General features: G+C 70.0%; 21 protein-coding genes. 15 read left to right on the top strand and 6 right to left on the bottom strand.

Features of this window, described 5'->3' with window-relative positions:
- Position 1: 1 nt before the first annotated feature.
- Genes EV279_RS05400 through EV279_RS05430 form a run of 7 tightly spaced genes read left to right on the top strand, consistent with a single transcriptional unit; the run spans position 2 to position 5,688 of the window.
- Positions 2-445 (top strand): heme-binding protein, encoded by a 444-nt coding sequence (locus EV279_RS05400; protein WP_133541858.1) that lies wholly within the window; start codon positions 2-4, stop codon positions 443-445.
- A complete protein-coding gene (locus EV279_RS05405; RefSeq protein ID WP_133541859.1) occupies positions 442-1,188 on the top strand; it encodes an SDR family NAD(P)-dependent oxidoreductase in 747 nt (248 codons plus the stop codon). The genes EV279_RS05400 and EV279_RS05405 overlap by 4 nt, the downstream gene beginning before the upstream one ends.
- 14 nt (positions 1,189-1,202) lie before the next feature.
- Positions 1,203-2,423: a diaminopropionate ammonia-lyase gene (locus EV279_RS05410; protein WP_133541860.1), complete on the top strand. Its 1,221-nt coding sequence runs from the start codon at positions 1,203-1,205 to the stop codon at positions 2,421-2,423.
- On the top strand, positions 2,413-3,219 hold the full coding sequence (locus EV279_RS05415; RefSeq protein ID WP_133541861.1) for an SDR family NAD(P)-dependent oxidoreductase: 807 nt from the start codon (positions 2,413-2,415) through the stop codon (positions 3,217-3,219). Before EV279_RS05410 ends, EV279_RS05415 begins: the two co-directional genes overlap by 11 nt.
- Complete coding sequence (locus EV279_RS05420) at positions 3,216-3,929, top strand: YoaK family protein (RefSeq protein WP_133541862.1); 714 nt, start codon at positions 3,216-3,218, stop codon at positions 3,927-3,929. Before EV279_RS05415 ends, EV279_RS05420 begins: the two co-directional genes overlap by 4 nt.
- Positions 3,926-4,783 (top strand): N-acyl homoserine lactonase family protein, encoded by an 858-nt coding sequence (locus tag EV279_RS05425; protein ID WP_133541863.1) that lies wholly within the window; start codon positions 3,926-3,928, stop codon positions 4,781-4,783. The genes EV279_RS05420 and EV279_RS05425 overlap by 4 nt, the downstream gene beginning before the upstream one ends.
- A gap of 35 nt (positions 4,784-4,818) precedes the next feature.
- Positions 4,819-5,688 (top strand): hypothetical protein, encoded by an 870-nt coding sequence (locus EV279_RS05430; RefSeq protein ID WP_133541864.1) that lies wholly within the window; start codon positions 4,819-4,821, stop codon positions 5,686-5,688.
- A gap of 6 nt (positions 5,689-5,694) precedes the next feature.
- Here EV279_RS05430 and EV279_RS05435 read toward each other — a convergent pair whose 3' ends face one another.
- Positions 5,695-6,222 carry a hypothetical protein gene (locus EV279_RS05435; RefSeq protein WP_133541865.1) on the bottom strand — a complete coding sequence of 176 codons (528 nt, stop codon included), beginning with the start codon at positions 6,220-6,222 and terminating at the stop codon, positions 5,695-5,697.
- A 310-nt stretch (positions 6,223-6,532) separates the two neighbouring features.
- Here EV279_RS05435 and EV279_RS05440 point away from each other — a divergent pair, with 310 nt between their 5' ends.
- Positions 6,533-7,474 carry a DJ-1/PfpI family protein gene (locus tag EV279_RS05440; RefSeq protein WP_208109479.1) on the top strand — a complete coding sequence of 314 codons (942 nt, stop codon included), beginning with the start codon at positions 6,533-6,535 and terminating at the stop codon, positions 7,472-7,474.
- A gap of 52 nt (positions 7,475-7,526) precedes the next feature.
- On the opposite strand, the gene EV279_RS05445 is transcribed toward EV279_RS05440, so the two are convergent.
- Positions 7,527-8,747, bottom strand: coding sequence for an alpha/beta hydrolase (locus EV279_RS05445; protein ID WP_133541867.1), 1,221 nt, complete (start codon positions 8,745-8,747; stop codon positions 7,527-7,529).
- A 299-nt stretch (positions 8,748-9,046) separates the two neighbouring features.
- Complete coding sequence (locus EV279_RS05450) at positions 9,047-11,455, bottom strand: LuxR C-terminal-related transcriptional regulator (RefSeq protein WP_133541868.1); 2,409 nt, start codon at positions 11,453-11,455, stop codon at positions 9,047-9,049.
- 221 nt (positions 11,456-11,676) lie between these two features.
- Here EV279_RS05450 and EV279_RS05455 point away from each other — a divergent pair, with 221 nt between their 5' ends.
- From EV279_RS05455 to EV279_RS05480, 6 genes are all read left to right on the top strand, one after another.
- Complete coding sequence (locus EV279_RS05455; protein ID WP_133541869.1) at positions 11,677-11,964, top strand: hypothetical protein; 288 nt, start codon at positions 11,677-11,679, stop codon at positions 11,962-11,964.
- 19 nt (positions 11,965-11,983) lie between these two features.
- A complete protein-coding gene (locus EV279_RS05460) occupies positions 11,984-13,441 on the top strand; it encodes a hypothetical protein (RefSeq protein WP_133541870.1) in 1,458 nt (485 codons plus the stop codon).
- Between the two features lie 138 nt (positions 13,442-13,579).
- Complete coding sequence (locus EV279_RS05465; protein WP_133541871.1) at positions 13,580-13,960, top strand: RidA family protein; 381 nt, start codon at positions 13,580-13,582, stop codon at positions 13,958-13,960.
- 301 nt (positions 13,961-14,261) lie between these two features.
- On the top strand, positions 14,262-14,615 hold the full coding sequence (locus EV279_RS05470; RefSeq protein WP_133541872.1) for a YciI family protein: 354 nt from the start codon (positions 14,262-14,264) through the stop codon (positions 14,613-14,615).
- Between the two features lie 230 nt (positions 14,616-14,845).
- Positions 14,846-15,244 carry a DUF805 domain-containing protein gene (locus tag EV279_RS05475; RefSeq protein ID WP_133541873.1) on the top strand — a complete coding sequence of 133 codons (399 nt, stop codon included), beginning with the start codon at positions 14,846-14,848 and terminating at the stop codon, positions 15,242-15,244.
- 71 nt (positions 15,245-15,315) lie between these two features.
- Positions 15,316-16,563 carry a wax ester/triacylglycerol synthase domain-containing protein gene (locus EV279_RS05480; protein WP_243728448.1) on the top strand — a complete coding sequence of 416 codons (1,248 nt, stop codon included), beginning with the start codon at positions 15,316-15,318 and terminating at the stop codon, positions 16,561-16,563.
- A 36-nt stretch (positions 16,564-16,599) separates the two neighbouring features.
- Here the strand turns inward: EV279_RS05480 and EV279_RS05485 are convergent, their stop codons facing one another.
- A complete protein-coding gene (locus tag EV279_RS05485; protein WP_166644461.1) occupies positions 16,600-17,727 on the bottom strand; it encodes an alpha/beta fold hydrolase in 1,128 nt (375 codons plus the stop codon).
- A gap of 157 nt (positions 17,728-17,884) precedes the next feature.
- Here EV279_RS05485 and EV279_RS05490 point away from each other — a divergent pair, with 157 nt between their 5' ends.
- On the top strand, positions 17,885-18,364 hold the full coding sequence (locus tag EV279_RS05490) for a universal stress protein (RefSeq protein WP_133541875.1): 480 nt from the start codon (positions 17,885-17,887) through the stop codon (positions 18,362-18,364).
- Positions 18,365-18,469: 105 nt separating this feature from the next.
- Here EV279_RS05490 and ppsA read toward each other — a convergent pair whose 3' ends face one another.
- The gene (gene ppsA, locus EV279_RS05495; protein WP_243728449.1) at positions 18,470-20,899 is read right to left on the bottom strand and encodes a phosphoenolpyruvate synthase; all 2,430 of its coding nucleotides are present in this window, start codon (positions 20,897-20,899) and stop codon (positions 18,470-18,472) included.
- Positions 20,896-22,833, bottom strand: coding sequence for a heavy metal translocating P-type ATPase (locus EV279_RS05500; protein ID WP_208109547.1), 1,938 nt, complete (start codon positions 22,831-22,833; stop codon positions 20,896-20,898). Before EV279_RS05500 ends, ppsA begins: the two co-directional genes overlap by 4 nt.
- Positions 22,834-22,838: the final 5 nt, after the last annotated feature.

A 22,838-nucleotide genomic window follows, 5' to 3' on the forward strand; every position in this document is an offset into this window, starting at 1 on the left:
CATGGACTCCTCTGCCCTCCCGACGAATGTGGACGTCACCGAAGACGTCGCTCTCCGTCTGCTCGAGGGAGTTGCCGCCGCAGCGCGTTCGCGCGGAGTGCGACTCGCGGCCTGCGTGGTCGACCGCGGCGGCAACCTCGTCGCCGCTCGCCGCGCGGACGGCGCGCAGTGGGGCGGGATGGGCCTCGCGGTCGACAAGGCCTTCACCGCGGCGGCCTTCGGAGCACCCACCGCGCGGTGGGCCGACACGTCTGTGCCCGGAGGGCCGGACTGGGGATTGGGCGGTGCGCTCGCGGGACGGGTGGTGGCAATCGCCGGAGGAGTGCCGCTGTACGCGGACGGCGAGCTCATCGGTGGGCTGGGTGTGTCGGGCGCGCCCAGCTCGGTGGACGATGCGTGCGCGCGGGAAAGCGTTCAGGCGCTGGGTCTCGGGGTGGAACCGTGAGTGTCGCTCTCGTGCTGGGCGGGGCATCCGGGATCGGTGCCGCCGTCGTTCGCGCACTGAGTGCCCGCGGCGACACCGTCGTTCTGGCCGACCGCGACATCGAGGCGGCAGAAGCACTGATCGTCTCCCTCGGCGACCCCGCAGCGCTCGCCGTCCGCGCAGATCTCGGAAAGCCCGACGCCCCCGCGCATGCGGTCGCGAGCGCCGAGGAGCGCGGGGACGGCGTCATCGACCTGGTGTTCTACAACGCGGGCGTCCTGCGCGCCGCACCCCTTTCTTCCTGGACGGCGACCGAGTGGGACCAGTCCGCGGCGGTGAATCTGCGCGGCCCGTTCCTCACCGCCGTGGCGGCCGATGCCGCGCTCCGACGCAGCGGCCGGGGGCGCTACATCGTGACCAGTTCGACCGGCGCTCTCCGGGGCCACGCAGGAATGCCCGCGTACCACGCGACGAAGGCGGGGCTGCTCGGGCTGATCCGCGCGCTGGCGGATGAGTGGGGACCGGCGGGGATCACGGCGAACGCCGTCCTGCCCGGATGGATCGACACCACGTTCAACGACGACTTCTGGGCGCACCAGGACGACCCGGCCGACGCCGCGCGCCGACTGCAGGACGGCATCCCGCTCCGTCGACAGGGGGCGCCCGACGACGTGGTGGGCGCGGTGCTCTTCCTCTCGTCGCCCGAAGCCTCTTACATCACCGGACAGAGTCTCGTCGTCGACGGTGGCTACACCGCCGTCTGACCGAAAGGAAAACCATGGCCGAGTCACGCGTCTTCCTCCCGTCGCGGATGCCGCCTCCGACGCCCATCGAGGATGCGGAGGCCGCCCAGCGCCTGTCGTTCCATAGGTCTCTGCCGGGATACGGTGAGACGCCGCTGCTGCGGCTGGAGTCGCTGGCCGCGGAGATCGGAGTCTCGCAGCTCTACGTCAAGGACGAGTCGGTGCGGCTGGGGCTGCCGGCGTTCAAGATGCTCGGCGCCTCATGGGCGACCGCCCGGGCCATCCAGCGGGAGTGGGCTCCCGGCATCCCACTCCAGCTCGATGCGCTCCGCGACGCGGCGACCGCTCGTGCGCGGCGCCGACTCGTCGCCGCGACCGACGGCAATCACGGCAGAGGCGTCGCCCGGATGGCGGCAATGGTGGGCCTCGAGTGCGAGATCTTCGTTCCCGCCGGCACGGCGGCCGCTCGCATCGCCGACATCGAGGGCGAGGGTGCGCGGGTGACGGTGGTTCAGGGGACATACGACGACACGGTGCGCCGGTCCGCGGAAACGGCCGATGGGGACTCCCTCGTGATCTCCGACACCTCGTGGCCCGGGTACGTGGAGACCCCGCGCGACGTCATCCGCGGCTACGCCACCATGTTCGAGGAAGTCGACGACGCGCTGGATCGTGAAGGGCTCGCCCGTCCCACCCACCTGTTCCTCCAGGCCGGCGTCGGCGCGTTCGCGGCCGCTGCGATCAGTCATTACGCATCCGCCGGCGCGAGCCGCCCGGTGACGGTCATCGTCGAGCCGGCGCATGCCGCGTGCCTGCTCGCCTCCGCTGAAAGCGGAGAGGTCACCGAGGTCCCCGGACCGCACCGATCCACGATGGCGGGTCTCAACTGCGGGCTGCCGTCGCTTCTCGCGTGGCCCACCGTCCAGGGCGGGACGGACGGTTACGTCGCGATCCCCGACGAGCGGGCACACGAGGCGATGTGCTCGCTCGCTCAGGCCGGGGTCGTTGCGGGGGAGTCGGGCGCGGCGGCACTCGCCGGACTTCAGGCGCTGATCGACGATCGGCCCGCTGCCGACGCGCTCGGCCTGACCGAGGCATCCGTTGTGCTCGTGGTCAACACCGAGGGGGCAACGGACCCGGCGAACTACCGAGCCCAGGTCGGTCGCGAGCCGACCGAGGTCGGCCCCGGGCCCGAGCCCATTCCCCCGCACTCGTACGTCACGGAATCCGCCGGAAGGACTGCACATGCTCGCTGACTCGACCCCCCGCGCCTCGCTCACGGGCCGCACCGCCATCGTCACGGGCGGCGCGGGCGCCCTCGGCTCGGCGATCGCGCGCCGATTCGCGATCGAGGGCGCGCGCGTCGCGATCGCCGATCTCGACCTGGCCGCGACCACCGCGGTCGCCGACGCGATCGCGGCGGATACGGGCGGTGAGGTGCGCGGCATCGCGGTCGATGTCACCGACCTAGACGCCCTCGATCGGACCGCCGCTGAGCTCGAAACCCAGTGGGGGGTCTGCGACACGATCGTGCCCAACGCGGGGGTGCTCGCGCTCGCGCCCGCGCTCGATCTGTCGCCTCGCGAATGGAATCTCGCTCTCAGCGTCAACCTGACCGGGGCCTTCTTCACCGCTACCGCATTCGCCCGGCGTCTCGTCGCGGCGGGTCGGCCAGGGACGGTGACCTTCACCTCCTCCCTGTTCGGCGTGCGCGGCGGGCGAGGCAACGCCGCGTACTCCGCCACCAAGTTCGGTGTGATCGGTCTCGCGCAGAGTCTGGCGGCGGATTTTGCGCACCAGAGCGTGCGGGTGAACGCCGTCTGTCCCGGCCAGATCGAGACCGCGATGCTTGACGACCTGTTTGCGCGGCGCGCAGCGCAGAACGGCTCGACCGCCAGCCAAGAGAGAGAGCAGTTCGAGTCGCGCATTCCGCTCGGACGGCTCGGGACAGTCGATGAGGTCGCTCGTACCTTCGTCTACCTCGCATCGGACGAGAGCAGCTACGTGACCGGGCAGCACATCATCCTCGACGGCGGATGGCAGGTGGGATGACCACCGAACTGCTTCGTAGGTCGACACGGGACGCCACGTCGCGCACCGCGCTGTCACTCATGCTGGCGCTGACGTTCTCCACCGGAGTCATCGACGCAGTGGGCTACCTCGGGCTCGACCGGGTGTTCACGGGCAACATGACCGGGAATGTCGTCATCCTCGGGATGGCGCTCGTCGGTGCCGACGGACTTCCGATCCTCGGACCTTCCGTCGCACTGATCGCTTTCATGTCGGGTGCGCTGGCCGCCGGCAGAGCCCTGCGGTCCCAGGTCGCGGGATGGTCCCTGCGGACGACCGTGCTCCTCTCCACGGTGACCCTCATCCTCTGCCTGTGCACCCTGACGGCGGCGCTCGTGCCGCAACCGGGCGAGACTGTCGCGCTCGCGATCACCGGCGGTCTCGGCGCTGCGATGGGCGTCCAGGCTGCGGCGGCGCGTCACCTCGCGGTGAAGGACGTCACGACGGTCGTCGTCACTTCGACGATGACCGGGCTCGCGGCAGATTCGTGGCTCGGTGCCCGTACCCAGCAGCCATGGGCTCGCAGGCTCCTCGCGATCATGCTGATCCTCCTCGGCGCTGCCGTCGGGGCACTGTCTCTCCTGCTCGGTCTGCCCGCCGGCATCCTGCTCTCCGCAGTGATCACCGCCGTCGTCACCGGCCTCGGCGATGCTCTGCTTCGTCCCCGCTCCGCGGAAGGTGCGGAGCGATGACGGCGAAGCGCCTCTTCGTCCTGCAGTTCGGCGCCGAGCGGGTGCCGAAGTCGCTCTCGCTCCGCGGGGGGCCGCACGACCTCGCGTGGGAGCCGTTCTCGGGCATCGTGGTGGAGACGACGGACGGATGGATCCTGTTCGACACCGGTATGGCACGAGCGGCTCAAGACGACGCCGCCACGGAGGCGGTGTATCGAGTAGGTGCCGTCGGGCTCGGACACAACCCCGCCGTCGCCACCCCCGCCGTGCACCCGACTCCCTCCGATTCGCTCCACTGGACGTGGGTGCTCCCCGGCGATCCGCTCGTCTCCGCTCTGGCGACGATCGGATTGTCGCCGTCCGATCTCGCGCTCGCGGTCATCAGCCACCTCCACCTCGACCACTCCGGCGGCATCCCGACGCTCGCTCGGGCCGGAGTCCCGGTAGCGATCCAGTCCGCTGAGCTGGAGTTCGCACGCAGCGGCCGCGCCCGCTTCGAGGCGGGGTTCCGATCCGACGACTGGTCCGCCGCGACGGTCGATTGGCGACGGCTCGACGGCGATACAGAGGTCGCGGACGGCGTCCGCGTGCTCTCGACCCCCGGCCATACGCCGGGCCACTCCTCGCTGCGGGTGGACCTGCCCGACACGGGCACATGGATCTTCCCCGCCGACGCAGCCGACCTCGGACAAAACTTCCTCGACGGAGTGACGTGCGGGTCCTGCGCGGGCGGAACCATCGCCGACGAGCTGCGCGCGCGGGAGTCGTTCGATCGATTGAGGGCGGAAGCCCGGCGGCTTGATGCCCGCGTCGTCCCGGGTCATGACCAGGTGGTGATCAACGCCGTGAGGCACCCTCCGGGCGGACATCGCTGACGCAGACGATTGTATTTAATACTACTATACGTTTTGTGCCGGTCCTACTCGTCCTCCTCAACGGCACCTTCGCTTCGCTCAGCAACGTCCTGGGTGGCGTGGCGAATCGGGCGCTTCCGTCATCGACCGTCGTCTGGCTGGGGGCACCCGTTGCGCTGGCGGTCGTCCTGGTGGCGGCGGGGGCCGAGTCCGTCCCGTTCTCGCCCTTCGGTTTAGCCGTGGGCGTCGTCGCCGGCCTCGTCGCCACGATGTCGCTCATGGCCGTGTACCGCGCGTTCTCGATCGGGCCGGTCGGCCTTGTCGCGGCGATCGTCTCCTGTGCGGGCGCGGTGTTCATCTCGCTGGCAGGCTTCATCGGCGGGGAGGCGCTCACGATGGGACGGATCATCGGACTCGCCATGTGCGTGGTGGCGGTCGGCATGTTGACGTATCGGCGCGAGCCCACGGACCGCCCGCGCTCCACGAGAAGCGGACCGCCCCTCGCGCTGGCGGCTGCCGCGGGGTTCACGGTCTATCTCTTGATCCTCGACAATGCGCCGATCGGGTCGGGCCTGTGGTCGCTCACGGGCGCCCGCCTCGGCATCCTGGTCGGCGCAACCGTCGCCGTCATCTGGTGGTGGGTGAATCGGCGAGGGATGCGCGACGGTGATTCCGCCACGGCCGGCAGGTCGCTCCGCACCGGCGCGATCGTCGCTGCGGCGGCCGGCTTCCTCGACGGGGTCGGCAACGTTGCCCTGGTGCTCGCGCTCCGCGTCGGCGAGCTGTTCCTCTTCGCGATCCTCGCGCCGTATGCCCCACTGCTGACGGCGCTCGTCGGGCGCGTGTTCCTCCAACAGCGGATCACCCGGCTGCAGCTCGCCGGGATTCTGCTCGGCGCGGCGGCCGTGGTGGTCGCGTCGCTCTGAGTCCGTTCACCCAGAGAAGACGATGCCCGCATGAACAGGATCCCTGCAGGTTCCCACACCGTGTCGAACATCGTCCTCGGTCTCATGCGCATCGAGGAAAGGAGTGACGACGAGATCCGTGCCTTCATCTTCGCGGCGCGAGGCGGGCATCGACGTGTTCGATGACGCGGACGTGTACGCCACCGTCGACCATGCGTGCGAGGAGCGGTTCGTGCGCGCACTCCAGCTGACACCGAGCGAACGCGATGACATTGTCATCCAGACCACGGTCGGGATCGTTCGCGAGGGCCCCACGTGCACCCCCGAGCTGGCGTTGAACATCAGCGAGAGGCCGATGCGAGACTCGGGCAGGATCGCGGCCGCGGCACTGAAGGTGAGCAGGTTGCCGGTGTGCGTCAGCCGGGTCGGGGCTTCCTCAGAGCCGCTGGTGCTCCAGCCGAGCGCGTAGTGGGAGCTGCCGCGACTCGTGTGCGCCATCGAGACCAGCAGGGCAAGCGCGCAGCGGGCGTGAGTCGAGAGTCGCGCAGTCGTCATATCAGGCTCGGTGCGAACGGAGAGGGGGTGGATGCTGCCGCTTCGGCCCGCCGGCGAACGACTCCGGCCGCGACGGCGTAAGCGATTCGCTCGTTGCTTGCGCAGCGGCGCAAAGCGATGTACGCGGCTGTGATCGCGATCACGATGACCAGCGACATCCACCGGAGATCGGTGCAGGATGGCGAATACACGAGGCCTCGATTCCAATGGGTGGGGGTGATCTCACGGTATGGCGGAGCCCGCGACCCACCTAGGACACGCTCTTGACGATCCCGGCCATCCGGTACCGGCCCGGACCGAGCCGCGGATCGTGATCGTGGGGTTCCCGTCCGCTCAGATCCTCGACGTCACGGGGCCGCTCGAGGTGTTCTCCACCGCCTCTCGGTTCCTGCCGATTCCCCGATACGCGACCCAACTCGTCAGCGTCGACGGCGGCTCGGTCGTCTCTACGAGCGGCCTGGAGTTCGCCACGGACCCGATCGAGCAGGTCGTCGGGAACATCGACACCCTCGTGGTCGCGGGTGGCAGGGACATGGATGTGGCCGTCGCCGACAGAAAGCTCGTCGACAGCATCCGGCGGCTCGCGGGCCGATCACGACGGGTGACGTCGGTCTGCTCCGGCGCATTCCTGCTCGCCGCGGCAGGACTTCTCGACGGGCGGCGCGCCACAACGCACTGGGCGGAATGCGCGGACCTCGAGCGCGACTATCCGGGGGTCGTGGTGGAACCGGACGCCATCTACGTGCACGACGGGAACGTCTGGACGTCCGCCGGCGTCACCGCCGGAATCGACCTCGCCCTCGCCCTCGTCGCCGACGATCACGGCCGCAAGGCCGCCGCGACCGTCGCCCGCCGCCTGGTCGTCTACCTGCGCCGCTCCGGGGGGCAGGGCCAGTTCTCGTCGGTGCTCGCGGCACAGTCCGCCAACGACGAACCGATCCGCGACCTGCTGGCGTGGATCCCCGACAACCTCACCGCGGACCTGTCCATTCCGGCCATGGCGCAGCGCACCCACCTGTCGGATCGGCAGTTCAGCCGCGTGTTCAAAGCCGAGGTCGGCATCACCCCCGCCGAACACGTGGAGGCGGTGCGAATGGAGGCGGCGTGCCGCCTCCTCGAAACCACGCTCCTCGGGATGGAGGAGATCGCCCGAACGTGCGGCTTCGGAACCCCGGAGACCATGAACCGCGCCTTTCGCCGGCGGCTGAACACCACGCCCGGCGACCACCGACACCACTTCGGGCCGGCCTGACGCCAAAACCACGGGAGTGCCGGCGCGCGACCTGAGCGCGCCCGCACTCCTCTCACTTTGCGAGAGGCTGGCCGCTCCGGACGGCGGCGGCCACGTCGAGGATCGCGCAAGCCGTGACGGCGGCGGATTCTTCGTCCGAGACCAGCATCTGGTGGCTGGCGTTCTCGACGGTGCGGTGCACACTGTCGCTCGACAATGCGGCCATGCGGTCCTGGGCTGCGAACTTGGCGGCATCGCCCCCGATGCCGGCGGTCAGGACGAACAGGGGCTTGTCGCCGAAGTCGGTGAGGGATGCTGCGTGTTGAACGGCGTCTCCCGCGTCGGCGTACTCGTTGATGCTGCTGAGCAGGTCGCGTGCCGTGCCGCCGAACAGGTGGCCCAGTCCGAGCTGCGCGGACGAGGAGAGCAGTGCGAAGACACGATCCAGCACAACCGGGTGGGTCTGGTAGGCCGAGGCGCCCGCGTCCGGCGCGGTGGAGTCGATCAGCACCATGCCGGCCACCTGTGTCGGGTACCGTGCGGCGAACATCTGCACGTACAGCCCGCCGAAGGAATGGCCGACGAGGACGTACGGCCGGGGCACCTGCGCCCGCTCGAGCAGGGTGTGCAGGTCGGTTGCTATCTGGATGCCGTGGGCGGGCGTGGGGGTGGAGTCGCTCCAGCCGCGGCCGGCGCGATCGTAGACGCACACGTGCGTGTCTCGTTCCACCGCCGAGCGGAGCAACTCGAGCTCGGCGGCCGCTGCCCCGCCGCCGGCTTCCAGCACCACGGTGGGGCCGCCGGAGCCGGAGCAGTACAGGTGCAGACGATGACCGCCGACGTCGATCAGCTGTCCGGGCATCGGGGTCGCCTGGGTATCCAGCGCCTCGCCGATCGCCTGATAGCCGGCTCCGACCGACGCCAGCCCCAGCGCCACGATCACGGGATAGAGGAGCCACCGAGCGCGCGAGCCGCTGAGGTTCTGCCGGATGCGAATCATCATGTAGATGGACACCGCGAGCATCGCCGGAGGAAGAATCCAGGTCAGTGCCGGCTGCACGGCGGGTCCGAACAGCACGAGGAGAAGTCCGCTCAGACCCATCAGCGCCGCGGGCACGAAGGCCCACCGCTGGGGCTGGTCGGTGAACCGGGCTGTCAGCACGGCCAGCATCCCCCAACCCACCGCGAACCCGCACAGCATCGAGCCGATAACGGCGCTCTGCGTCGGCGGCCCGAACGGGACGAGCACGAGGAGAACCGCAGCCACCAACCCGAGAGCCAGTGAACCGAACACGATGCGCCCGTTGTGTCGCCGCCGCGCTGACAGTTGAACGGGCGCGTCCCGACGTCCCTCTACCTCGGGGAAGGCGGCTTCGATGAGACCTGACTCGGTAGACACGATGGACTCCGTTCTCGACTCTCGCCGGAGGACCCCGGCGGTGTTCGTGATGAGCCTCACGCTACGAGCGGCGTGCCGCGTCACCTAGGACACGGTCTTGACGATCTCGGCCATGCCCCTCCGGACGCAGCGGCCGACTTCAGCGACGCGGACGCCATGTTCGCCGCCATGATGATTCCGCACCACCAGTTGACCTACGAGTCGACGAGCAGCCCGCCCCGGTAGGCGTAGGCCGCCGCCTCCGCCCGCCCGCGCACCGCGAGCTTCCGATAGATCGACACCGAGTGGTGCATCACGGTCTTGACGGAGAGGCCCAGATGGGTTGCGATCTGCTTGTTCGACTCGCCTTCCGCCAGCAGCCGGAGCACCTCCCGCTCCCGGGGCGACAGCGTCGTGGCATCCTTCCTGCTCGTCGACGGGTCCGCGGCGCCGGCCTGCAACTTCAGCCAGCTGGTGGCCTCCACTCCTGCCTCCTCGAGGGAGAGCAGCTGTCCGGCCCCGACAAGACTTGACGCGACCGCCCCCAATCGACGAGTGACGGCCTGCTGCGCCGCGTCGAGCGCCTCGCGGTGGCGGGGCGCCATGGCGCGCAGCACGCGCTCGCGATCCGACCGCACCGCTCCCAGCATCCGTGCCGCGAACCGAAGATCGCCGAGGCCGACCGCGATGAGCACGGTCTGCACCAGCGAGATCTCGGAATCCAGCGACCATCCGCGCTTCCCGCCCTGCGCCAGCCGTTCCGCGCACCAGCGAGCGGCGGCGTGGAAGCGGCCGGCGTCGAGCTCGGAAGTGGTGAGCGCAGCGAGTACGAAGCCCTCCTGCAGGACATCACCGCGGGCTCGTGTGAGTGCGAGCGCCTCCTCGAGCGGCGGAAGGGGGATGCTGTCGGGCACGGACCCCGGAGGAAGCGTGTAGAGGATGACGGCCGCGCCGGCCAGAGTGTAGGAGTCGTGGAGCCGGGACCCTCGTTCCAGCGCCGCGACAGCCAGCGAGATCGCACCCGCCAGATCGCCCATCGCGTGTGCGGCCGCGGCGAGCCACACGCTGAAACGGGCGGCCCACACGGGACTCGGCAGCGACTCTGCCTCTGCGGCCCCCTCGGCCGCCAGTCGCGTGGCCGACGCGAGATCACCCGTGACGACGTAGCACATCATGCCGAGGAACTTCGTCTGCAGGGACAGCAGCGGCCACCGGCGGGCGTCGACCAGTTCGGTCGCCCCCCGAAGTCGTCGGCGAACGGTTTCGGCAACGCCGCTTCCATCCGGTGAGATGGCCAGCAGGTAGGAGCTCCAGAGCAGCACCCTCGCTCGCGTCTCCTGGTCGAGGTCACCGAGCTCGCCCGAGGCGATGACCCGGTCGAGCAGCTCGCTGATCACCTCGCCCTCGGCGAAGCCCGTGAGCACTTCGGCGCAGCCGACGAGCCAGAGCTCCACCCCGTCGGCTCCTTGATCCATCAGCCGGCGCGCCTCGTTGACGAGATCGCGACGCATCACCTGAGCGGCTGTCACGTCCGAGACCGAGCCGCCGGATCGGGACGCCGCCGTCGCGCGGTCGAGCAGGTCACGGAGGACCTGCCGGCGTCGACGATCATCCCCCTCGACAGGATGCTGCGTCTCCTGGACGTACGCGCGGACGATGGGAAGCAGACCGAAGACGCGGTCGCCGGCGACACTCGTCGCCGGCTCGACCAGGTGGAGGTCGACGAGCCGCTCCAGGTCATCAAGCGTCTGGAAGGCGGGGAAGCCGCCAAGGGACACGGCGGCCTCGAACGGGAACGGACCGCTGAAGCCCGACAGCAGCTCGAGGAGCCGACGCTCTCTTGGCGCGAGCTCTGCGCACGTGGACGCAAGCGCCTCTCGGATGCCCGGGTGCATGCCGTCGATGCCCGCGCTGAGCAGGTCGAGGCCACGGCCTGAGGCGCCGTCGCGCAGTTCCCGCGAGAGCCGGGCCGGCGACACGATGCGCACCCGCGCAGCGGCGAGCTCGATCGCGAGAGGCAGCCCGCCGACGAGTCGGCACACGTCCGCCACGTCGTGCGCATTCCCGTCCGTGAGCTGGAACCGCTCGTCGGCACGCGCGGCTCGATCGACGAAGAGGCGAACACTGGGGTTGGCCGCCAGCTGCTCGATCGACGCGCCGCGGTCGGGCACCTCGAGGGGATGCAGGCTAATGAGCGCGATGCGTTCGTCCGGTGGCCGGCGCCGCGCCAACAGGAGAGTCAGACCCGGGCAGCGCCGCAGGAGCCCCGCCGTGGTGCCGTCATCGAGCGCAAGCCCGTCTGAATTGTCGAGCGCGAGGACAACACGTCGGCGGCCCACCCGAGCGGCGATCGCGTCGACTCCGCCCGCTCCCGAAGCGTCGAATCTCCTGCCGAGCACGAGCCCGAGCCTTCGCGCCGCCTCGTCGAGCAGAGCCGCGTCGGCGGGTGCGCCCGCGAGGTCGACATCCCACACCTCCATGCCGGGAGGTGGCGAGTCGGCGAGCTCGGCGAGCATGGCCGACTTGCCCACTCCTGCGCGACCGACCACTCCGACGAATCTGGCGCCCTGGCGCAGGAGACGCTGAAGCTCTGTCAGCTCCGCCTGCCTCCCCAGCAGAGTCATGCGCCCTCGCATCTTCGCCGGTCGCGGTCCCCGATGCGGCAGTCGACCCCGTTGGGCCGATCGAGACTCGAACCCGGCAGCACCCGATTGCTCTCAGAGTAGGGCAAATGCCCTATTGTCGCGCGTTCCGCGGCGTCCCTAGGCTCACCCGACGAAGGCGGAGCTGCGGACGTCGAGACAGCCACGGCGCCGGGGTCGGCGCACACGGGAAGGTGCGGGCGATGGGTTGGAAAGTCAAGGTCGAGAACGCCACCGGGAACGACGGATACCAGGCGGTCGATGTCGGCGTCGTGATGGAAGGCCAGAGCCTGTCGATCAGACCCGGCGCGAGCGGAACGCTCAGCGGGCCCGGCAGCGGGCGGATGACGCTGAACGCCCACAGCACGAACCGCACCGGAGTGGCCTCAGCCTCGGCCGACATCAACGTGCTCGGTGACTTCAGCGATTTCCTGTGCAGAGTCACGCTGCCGTCCGGTACGGCCCTCCGTCTGACGGTCACGGCCCAGTAAACGAGAAGAGGAGCTCGCCATGCCTGACACTCAATCGGTCCTGCACGACACGTCGCAGGCCGCGACGACCGATCCGGGATACCTGCTGCCGATGGTTCTGCAGGTGCCGTGGGAGGCCCGGTTCGAGCTGGGCATGGGCTATGACTACATGGCCCAGGCCGCGTTGACGACCGTCGTCCCCGCAACCGACGTCGATCATCCGACGGCAGCCTCTTCCAAGGTCGACTCCGCGTACGTGACGAGCCAGGACGAACTGAACCAGCTCATTCAGGCCTCTTTGGAGGGGGCCGGCAATGCGGACGGCGTCCAGGTCAAGGCGAGCCTGGACTTCACCAAGAGCGTGCGCTTCTCCGAGACGAGCGAGACACTCGTCTTCTCTTGGTACAGCGACCTCACCCACTTCGACCGGATCAAGGCGCCGGCGCTCAGCGCGGAGGCCATAGCGCTCGCAAAGTCTGCTCCTGAGGAGTTCCGGCTGCGCTACGGCGACTACTACATCAGCGGAGGCCTCCAGAGGGCTGAGTTCCATGCCGTGTACCAGATGACCGCGCTCAAGAAGGACGACCTCGTCAGCTTCAAGGCGTCCATGAGCGCAGCCGTGCCTGATGTCTTCAGCGTCGACGGCAGCGCGGCTTTCACGAAGGCAGCGACCAGCAACCGCGTGAGCATCTCCGCGAAGGTCTACAACAACTCTTCGACATCGGCGCCATCGCTGGGGAGCAACGCCAACCTCACACCGGCTCAGGTGCTGCAGATGTTCAACGACTTCCAGACCCACCACCAGGATGGCTGGGCGGTCGCGGAGCTCACCCACTTCAGCACGCTGGCACCGGGTCTGCCGCGCGTACTGCCCGTTCCCCGCAGCTTCCCCGCCGATCGTGCACTCCTGGTCGGCGCGAGGATCGCCTACCGCGGGCTCTTGGGTGAAGGACTTCTGCCCCGGGATGCCGCGGCCTCCCTGCATGCGCGGGCCGCCGAGCTCGATGCGAAGGTCGACGGGATGGGTGCGCTTTATTGGGACCACCCCGACCAGCTTGCGGCGGACCGCGCCGAGGCCCAGACATTGGCCGCCGATGCCCGACAGGCGACGGAGTTCCTCCACCGGGTGCAGATCCTCGGCGCGGGTGACGGCGGGCGCTCGAACCTCGTCGGCCGCGAAGGTGGCGAGGCGGGCATCGGCACGCACGGCGATCACACGAGCGTTCCCGCTGACGTCGCAGTGAACGTGGACGAATTCGACCTGAAGGGCGAATGGGAGTTCGCCCACGCGATCACAAGGCACGCGGACAAGAGCTACCCGAACTGCACGATCGTCTACATCCGGGCGATCAACAACTGGCGTCATTCGGATACGGGTGGCACGCTGAACGGCTTCTCGGGTGGGATCGGCCGCGACGCCGTGCATCTCGGATGCACCGCGGACGCCGACCGCGGTCTGAGCTGGTCGTTCGTCGTCAAGTACGTCGAGAGCGCTTGAGGCCGGCTCCAAGGTGTGCCGCCTTGCCGGCATGGTGCATCGCCGGCTCCAGCGACTCGACCCGTACCCCTGGCAGGGAGTGTGATCCTCTGCGACCATGCTCCATATCGCGTGCGCACGTCACGAAGGAGGTGGGAGATGCCGAGGGAGATCATCATCACTCCGGACGCTCCGAGCTCGCCGCTCTACAGCCAGGGGGTGCGGGCGGGTTCGCATGTCTATGTGTCCGGAATGGTGGGGGTCCACGTGACCACGGGTGCCCTCGCCGGTGCGACCGTCCAGGAGCAGACACGTCAAGCGCTGGCCAACTGCGAGACGGTCCTCAAGGCGGGCGGGGCGGGACTCCAGGACGTCGTCGAGATAGGTGTCCTCCTGACGAGACCCGAGGATTTCGTCGGCCTCAACGAGGAGTATGCCCGCTGGTTCCCGTCCGACCCGCCGGCGCGCTACGTGGCCAAGCTCGGCGTGGAGCTGCCCGGCATCCTCGTGTCCATCAGGATGACCGCCATCACGGCGTAGGGCGAGAAGGCGATGCGCCCCCGCGAGGGGCTTGCGACCGCAGGCTCGCCGGCCAGATGGACGATGGTGGTCGGCTGCGCCAGAAGCGACTGCCGGAACCCCTCGACACGTCCGCGATGCTATCGCCGATCGGGTCCGCTGGAGAGTCGTCAGGCATGGGGACGCGCGACGACAGCGGCGCCGGCGCCGGAATTCGTGTGAAGAAATCCCGAACCGGATGTCGAATTGTCGGCCGCTTGTTCGCTGTCACTGTGACGGAGCCGGACAGGCCGGCTCGCGACCCCGTGCAGGAGGCACTTCCATGTCCCAGTTTGCGATCCTCATCTACGAAGACCCGGCCTATTACGCGACTATGACCCCCGAAGGGTGGGCCGCGGTGGTCGACGCGCACAACGCGTTCACCACACAGGTCCCCGAGCTGGGTGGGACCCTGACGGGCGGAGGTGCGCTCGCGCCGGTGACGACGGCGACCGCGATCAAGGGCGGCTCGGCGACGGACGGTCCGTTCGTCGAGAGCAAGGAGGCCCTGCTCGGCTACTACGTCGTCGAGGCGCGCGACGTCGACCTCGCGATCGAGATCGCCAAGCTCTGCCCGGCCACGGGCGGCGGCGTCGAGGTCCGCCCGCTCATCGACCCCGCGACCAACCCGTTCTGATCCTCGCCACGACGAGCCGAGCCACACACCGAGGGATGCCGCGGCAGCGGAGCCGGGTGGAGACCGGGCCGCGGCATCCGATCGACTCCTCGCGACGATCGGCGGCGGCGATAGGAGCGATACCGACGACGTGGTGCTCGGCTTTCCCCACTCCACGGGACCTTCGGCACATGACCGGAGCATCACGGGCGATGGGATGGACGCATCGATCACGAGCGGGAGGGCGGGCCATGTCATTCGTACAGGCGATCCAGGTCGGCTTCGCGAAGTACGCCGAGTTCCGAGGTCGTGCGAGTCGGCCGGAGTTCTGGTGGTGGATCCTGTTCACGGTGCTCGTCTCGGCTGCGCTGAGCGCGATACCGGTGTACGGTTTCGACTTCGACACCGGACGATTCACCGCCCAGCCGGCCCTGACGGGGCTGTGGAGTATCGTCATCCTGCTTCCGACGCTGGCGGTGACCGTGCGCCGGCTGCGGGACGCGGATCACCCGTGGGGGAACGTGTTCTGGGTGCTGCTTCCCGTGGCGGGCATGATCGTGCTGATCGTCCTGTGTGCCCAGGAGAGCCGAGCCGCGGTGCCCACCGCCGGCCGTGACGCAGACAGTGTCGCTCATCGGCCCGTGCTCTGAGGCGCGCGCCGTTCCCGTCGGGCGGGTGCCGGCGCCGGTGTGACGGAGGACTCGTGCGTCCGGATCGGGCCATGCGAGCGGTCGATGAGGCCAACCTGATTCTCGATCACGCGGGACAGGTCAACGTCTTCCTCGTCGCGGGGCTGCTTACGCCCGGCGGCTTCGTGGGGACGGACGGGCGGCTCGATCTCGGCGCCGTCCGGACGGCGGTGGCCCGACGCCTCGCCGACATCCCGACGCTGCGCCAGGTGCCCGCGCGCGTCGGCCGACGGCAGGAATGGCGGGACGTCGAGCCCGACCTGACGCTGCATGTGCGAGCTCTTCCGGCCGTCGAGCATCTCGAGGATCTCGAGCGGCGCTGCGGGGATCTGATGGCCGAACCGCTGTCGCGCGCTCGACCGCTCTGGGAGCTGCTCGTCGCCGCGGGCCCGGACGGCGGTGGTGCCCTGATCCTGAGGATCCACCACGCGATCGCGGACGGCGTGGCCGCCGCCGACCTGATCCGGCGACTGCTCGAGGACAGTTCGCACCTCGCGAGCGCGTCCGATGCCCCGCTCGGCGCGGTCGGGTCAGACCTCGCGCCTGCTCCCTCCGCGCGTACTCGGCCGCGCCGCCTCATCCTCAGCGCGCGGCGCATCGCCGCGACGCTCGTTGCCCGCGGTCTGCCCGACTCCGTTCTGCTGGGCGAGCGAAGCGACCGCCACGGCGTGATCTTCCTCGACGCCGACCTCGGCGCCGTCGCAGAGCGAGCCCATCGGGCATCGGCCACCGTGAACGATGTCGTCCTCGCCGTCGGCGCTGCGGGATACCGGGCGGCGCTCGCGGCATCCGGCTGCTCCGTTCCGTCCCACCTGCCCGTGTCGGTCCCGGTCGCGCTGCCGCGGAGGGCCGGCTTCCGCAACGAAGTCGGTGTCATGCTCGTGCGGCTGCCGCTCACGGCATCCTCACCGGACGTCGCGCTCCGGGGGATCGCCGGTCAGACCCGGGAGCAGAAGGATCAGGCACGCCGACAGGGGACACTCGAACTGATGCGGGGCCCCGCGGGCGCGCGCCTGATGGATCGCCTCGCTCAGCGCCAGCACCTCGTGGCCGGCTTCGTCACCAACGTGCCGGGACCCGAACACCGCATCGAGCTGGCGGGCGCATCGCTGACGCGGATCTGGCCCGTGGCCGTTCTCGCGGCGAACGTCCGCTTGGGTATGGCGGCCACCTCGTACGCGGGCAGGCTGTGCTGCGGCATCCATTTCGATGCGGAGCACATCGACGGGTCCGCCGTGGCCGACGCGGTGCGGGATCGGTTGAAGACGTTCTCCGCGTGAGCCGTTCACAGTGGGCCGGGCGCCGCTCCGTCATCTCTACGGCGAGCCGGCGGCAGGGCTGAGGCTCCGGTCGAGGAACGCGACCACCCGCTCCCGCCACGCATCCGGGTCCTCTCGGAGCCCACCCGTATGGCCCGCCCCGGATATCACCCACACCTCGACCCGTCCCGCGCCGGCGGCGGCCAGGCGCGCGGCGACCGACTGCTCGTCGGGAACCTCGCCCGCGGCGATGAGCAGGTAGGGCGTGGTTCCGGATGCGCGGATGGAGTCGGCCAGCGTCGACGGCGGCGCCGCGTCCGTCAGGCCGTCGACGAGGGCGTAGGTCATCCCGTCGAGTTGTGCCTGGACCGCGCCTCGGAACCCGTACTCCTCACTCAGCCACGCCTTGTCGGCGGCCGTCCTGCCCGTGGCGCCCTCCGCGACGACAGCGCGAATGCGGTCGTCGGCGCCCGACGCCCCGATCGCCTCCTCCCCTCCCATCGAGAACCCGGCGGCTCCGATCCGGCCTGGATCGACGTCGGCCCGGCGGACGAGGAAGTCCACCCCTGCGCGGGTGTCGAGGTCGCCGTACCAGCCCAGCTCCATTCCCCGCCCGCCGCTGCCGCCATGTCCTCGGGCATCCGTCGCCAGCACGCCGTAGCCGGCGTGATTCAGCATGCGAGCGTGCCCCGCCAGGTCCGCTGCGACGCCGCCCGCTCCGTGCCGGAGGACGAGGGCCGCTCCATTACGCGACGGCAGGTACCAGCCGGAGAGCATCACGCCGTCGGCCGTCTCGATCGTGACGGCCTGCCCACCGGACGGGACGGCCCCGGCGGGGGGATGCGGCGGAAGAACGGCCGCGAAAGCGATCGAGAGGGCATAGACGCCCACGAGGAGAGCGCCAGCGCACACCCCCGCCATGGCGCCGCCCCATGAGCGGAAGACCCTGATCGCGATGATGCACGCTGCGACGAAGGCCGAGACGCCGAGGAGGGCGACGCCGCCGAGGACCAGTGCGAGCCCGCCGCGGTCGAGTCGAGGCAGGCCCAGTCCGATGCCGAAGGAGACGAGGACCCAGGCGAGGATCGTCAGACCGCAGACGGAGAGCAGCGCGGTCGTCGATGACTGCCCCGGATGTCGGGCCGTTCGCGTGGCCGCTGCGCCCTCCCTCGAGCGCCTGTCCATAGCGCGAGCCTCTCGCGCACCGCTCGGATACGCCGGGCCCAAGGTCCCGCGGAGGTCCGCGGGACGCGCGCGGCTCCGCTCGATCGTGCGCCGATCGGGCGGATCCGTATGACTTTGGTCCCGGGTCCCGGCCGGTCTGCCCGGGGATACTCTCGCCATGAACCCCGATCCCGACCCCACCCGCGTCCTCGTCGGCGTCGACGGATCCGCTTCCTCGGTCGAGGCGCTCCGGTACGCCGACGGCGTCTCGAAGGCCCTGGGACGCCCGCTCGAAGTGATCACCACGTGGGTGTCTCCCATGTCCGGCGGCTACTACTCCCGCGGCGAGTGGCCCCCGGAGGACGACGCGCAGGCCGCGCAGCGCGACGCGATCGCCACGGTCTTCGGTGACACGCCTCCGCCCCGACTCAGTGCGCGAGTCGTCCCGGGGCCGGCGGCATCCACCCTCATCGAGGAGAGCAAGACGGCCGGCATGCTCGTCCTCGGGAGCCGAGGGCACGGCGGCTTCGCCGGCATGATGCTCGGCTCGGTCAGTTCCGCCTGCGCGCATCACGCGCATTGCCCCGTGCTGATCGTGCGCGGACCGGCGCCGGACGGAGCCGCCGCATCGATCAGTGCGCAGCAAGACGCGGGATGATCACCGGCCGGGGCCGTCCGACCGCCACCGCGCCCGGGGCGCCGCGACCGCCACGCGCCCCGGGCGCCGCGGCCGCCACCGCGCCCGGTTCGAGCCGCCTCCCGCTCATCCCGCCGCAATCGCGGCCCGCTCGCCCAGGCGCAGCCACGTCGAGATGACGGCATCCGGATTCAAAGACATCGAACGGATGCCGCGCTCCATGAGCCACGCGGCGAAATCCGGGTGATCCGACGGGCCCTGGCCGCAGATCCCGACGTACTTGCCGTGTCTGTTGCAGGCGGCGATCGCGAGGTCGAGGAGGTCGAGGACGGCCGGGTCGCGCTCGTCGAAAGCGGGCGCCACGAGCTCCGAATCGCGGTCGACGCCGAGAGTCAGCTGGGTCAGGTCGTTCGATCCGATCGAGAAGCCGTCGAACAGCTCGAGGAACTCGTCGGCGCGAAGGGCGTTGGAGGGGATCTCGCACATCATCATGACCTCGAGCCCGTTGACGCCCCGGCTCAAGCCGTTGCGCGCCATCGCCGCCAGCGCCTCCTCGGCTTCCTGCGGCGTGCGCACGAACGGGACCATGACCTGGAGATTCGTCAGCCCCATCACGTCGCGCACGTACCTGAGCGCCTCGCACTCCATCGCGAAGCAGTCGGCGAAGCGCTCGGTCGCGTAGCGGGAGGCGCCCCGCCATCCGAGCATCGGGTTCTCCTCTGTGGGCTCGAACAGCTCACCGCCGAGCAGGCCGGCGTACTCGTTGGTCTTGAAGTCGCTCAGTCGCACGATGACGGGCTTCGGCGCGAAGGCGGCGGCGATGCTCGACATCCCTTCGGCGACCCGCTGCACGAAGAACTGCCGCGGCGACGCATAGGCCGCCGTGCGGGCCAGCACTTCGCCGCGAAGCGGCTCCGGCACCTCATCGACGCGCGCGAGGGCCTGCGGATGGATGCCGATCATGGTGCTGACGATGAACTCCAGGCGCGCAAGGCCGACGCCGGAGTTGGGCAGGGCCGCGAGCGAGAACGCCTGGTCGGGCACGGCGACGTTGAGCATGACCTCGACGGGAAGCGCCGGCAGGTCGTCGACCGCCGTCTCCTCCACGGAATAGTCGAGCCGCCCGCGGTAGACCAGGCCGTCGTCGCCCGCGGCGCACGAGACGGTGACGCCGTCGCCGTCATCGAGCGTCCGGGTCGCATCGAGCGTTCCGACCACCGCCGGGATGCCGAGCTCGCGCGCGACGATCGCGGCGTGACACGTGCGGCCTCCGCGGTTGGTCACGATGGCCGCGGCTCGGCGCATGATGGGCTCCCAGTCGGGGTCGGTCCGATCGGCGACCAGCACGTCCCCCTCGTGGAAGAGGTGCATCTCGCCGAGATCGTGCATGACCCGGGCACGGCCCGCGCCGATCTTCGTCCCGACGGCGCGGCCGCGGGCGAGCACTTCGCCCGGCGCCGTCAGCGTGTACCGCTGGAGCCGCTTCCGGTCGTGATTCGCGACAGTGGTCTCGGGCCTGGCCTGCACGATGTAGAGCTTCCCGTCGAGACCGTCGCGGGCCCACTCGATGTCCATGGGGCGCCCGTAGTGCTCCTCGATGGTGAGCGCGGCCCGCGCCAGCTCCTCGACGTCGGTGTCCGAGATGCTGAAGACAACCCGATCCGCGGCGGGGACGTCGACCGTCTCCGTGCTCGTTCCCACGCCCGTGCCGGCCGCGAATCGCATCGCGATCGCCTTCGTGCCGACCTCGCGCTTCAGGATCGCAGGGCGACCCGCGCGCAGGGCGGGCTTGTACACGCAGTACTCGTCCGGGTTCACCGCGCCCTGCACCACGGTCTCGCCGAGGCCGTACGCGCTCGTGACCAGCACGACATCGTCGAACCCGGACTCGGTGTCGACGGTGAACATCACGCCGGACGACCCGACATCCGACCGGACCATCCGCTGGACTCCTGCAGAGATCGCGACCGACTCGCCCGCGAAGCCGTGCTGCGCGCGATAGACGATGGCGCGATCGGTGTACAGCGAGGCGAAGACGCTGCGCACGGCATCCAGCACGTTCTCGGCTCCCGCGATGTGGAGGTACGTCTCCTGCTGGCCGGCGAAGGAGGCGTCGGGGAGGTCTTCGGCGGTCGCGGAGGAGCGCACCGCCCACGTCACGTCGGCTGGGTGGTCCTGAACGGCGACCAGCGTGTCATGCGCCGAGCGGATGTCCCGCTCGAGGTCGCTGGGGAAGGGCTGGCTCAGCACCCACTGGCGGATCGAAGCGGCGGTCTCGGCGAGGGCGTCGACGTCTTCGGGATCCAGCCTCGAGATGGCCTCCTCGATGCGCCGGTCGAGGTCGTCGTGGCGCAGGAACGCGCGGAACGCGGCGGCGGTCGTCGCGTAGCCTTCGGGCACGCGCACGCCGGCGCGCGAGAGCGAGCCGATCATCTCTCCGAGCGACGCGTTCTTGCCGCCGACCCGGGGAAGATCCGCCATCGAGATGTCTCGAAACCACAGGATGCTGTCCATCGGCCCATCACCGTGCGAGCCCCGGCCGGAATACGCGTTCATGGCTCCAGGCTCGCCCCGCCGGCGGCGCGGGCAGGGGCCGAAGGTCCCGCAGAGGCTGCGGAGGGCGTCCTGCCAGCGCCGAGGTCCTCGCGCACGAGTTCGACGGCCGGCCCGCGGAGAGCCCGCAGAGCGAAGAGGATCGTCGCGAGATCGACGAGCTCCTGGATGAGCGCACCGGCGACGGCGGGGATGACGCCCGTCGTGGCCACGAGCATCAGTCCGATGCTCGCGCCGATACCGACCCAGATCGCCAGCAGGGCCACCTGCATCGTTCGGCGCCCGATCGAGATCGCCTCCGCGACCTTGGCGAGGGAATCGACGAGGATCACGACAGCGGCGGCCTCGCCCGCCGCGGTCGCACCCTTGGCACTCATCGCGATCCCCACGTCAGTGGCGGCGAGCACGGGCGCATCGTTGACGCCGTCCCCGACCATCAGGACGGGTCGTGGTGCCAGACCTGCGGCGAGGTCGATCTTCTGCCGGGGCAGCAGTTCGGCGTGCACCTCGTGGATGCCGACGGCGTCGCCGATCGAGCGGGCCGTGTCGTGCGCGTCTCCGGTCAGCATCGCGATGCGGGGGATGCCGTGTTCCCGCAGCCACCCCACGACCCCTCGTGCCTCGGTCCTCGGACCGTCGGAGAGGATGAGGCTCCCCGCGTAGCGCCCGTCCACGGCGACATACGCCGCCGCTTCCCCCGGCTCGGTCCGTGCGGGGTCGATCTCGCCGGTGAGCGAGGACACGAAGCGCCGCTTGCCCACGGCGACCGACCGCCCCGCGATGAGCGCGCTCACGCCGTCGGTCGCCACCTCTTCGGCCCTGGTTGCGCTCACGAGCTCGAGGCCTCGATCGAGGGCGGCGCTGCGGACCCCGTCGGCGAGCGCGTGCGTCGAATACTGCTCGGCCGATGCGGCGAGGCGCAGCAGATCCTCGGCGGGGAAACCGGGCTCGGGCCGCACGTCGACGAGGATCGCCTTGCCTCGAGTGAGAGTGCCGGTCTTGTCGAAGGCAACGGTCCGGATCCGCGAGAGGCTCTCTATGGCGGCGCCATCCTTCACCACGATCCCCGAACGCGCCGCGCGCGACATGCCGCTGACGAAGGCGACCGGTGCTGCGATGAGGAGCGGGCAGGGAGTCGCCAGGACCAGCACCTCGGCGAAGCGCGCCGGATCTCCGGAGAACAGCCACGCGAGTCCGGCGATGGCGAGCGAGACGGCGGTGAAGGGTATGGCGAAGCGGTCGGCCAGGCTGACGACGGGGGCGCGGGAGGACTCGGCATCCCGCACGAGCGCCACGATCTGCTGGTACTGGCTCTCCTCGCTCCTGCGGATCGCGCGCATGCGGACGAGCCGGGTCCCGTTGACGGCGCCGGACAGGATCTCGTCGCCCGACGACCGGGTCACCGGCATGCTCTCCCCGGTGAGCGATGACTCGTCGAAGCTCGCTTCGGCGGTGAGCAGGATGCCGTCCACGGGAACGACCTCCGCAGGGCGGACCACGAGCAGGTCGCCGACTTCGACATCGTCGACCGGGACGTCGTCGACTCGATCAAGCGTCTCATCGCTCGTCCGGTGCGCGATACGGGGGGATCTGTCGAGGAGGGCCGAGAGGTCTCGACGAGCTCGCCGCGCCGCGAAATCCTCCAGCGCCTCGCCCCCGGCGAGCATGAGGACGATGATGAGCGCAGCGACGTATTCGCCGACCGCGAGAGTGGCGATCATCGCGATGATGGCCAGGACGTCGAGCCCGACGTGACCTCGGAGGACGTCCCGTACCATGCGGGCGATGGTCCAGGCGACGAAGATCGTCACCCACACGGTCGCCGTCCATCGCGCCGCCCGGGGGGCTTCCGACAGCGACAGCCCGATGACGATCGCGAGGATCAGCGCGGTCAGGACGATGACGGCGTAGCGGTGGAACAAGCGCGTCACTCCGATCGACT

Source organism: Microbacterium sp. BK668 (assembly GCF_004362195.1).
Lineage (GTDB): Bacteria > Actinomycetota > Actinomycetes > Actinomycetales > Microbacteriaceae > Microbacterium.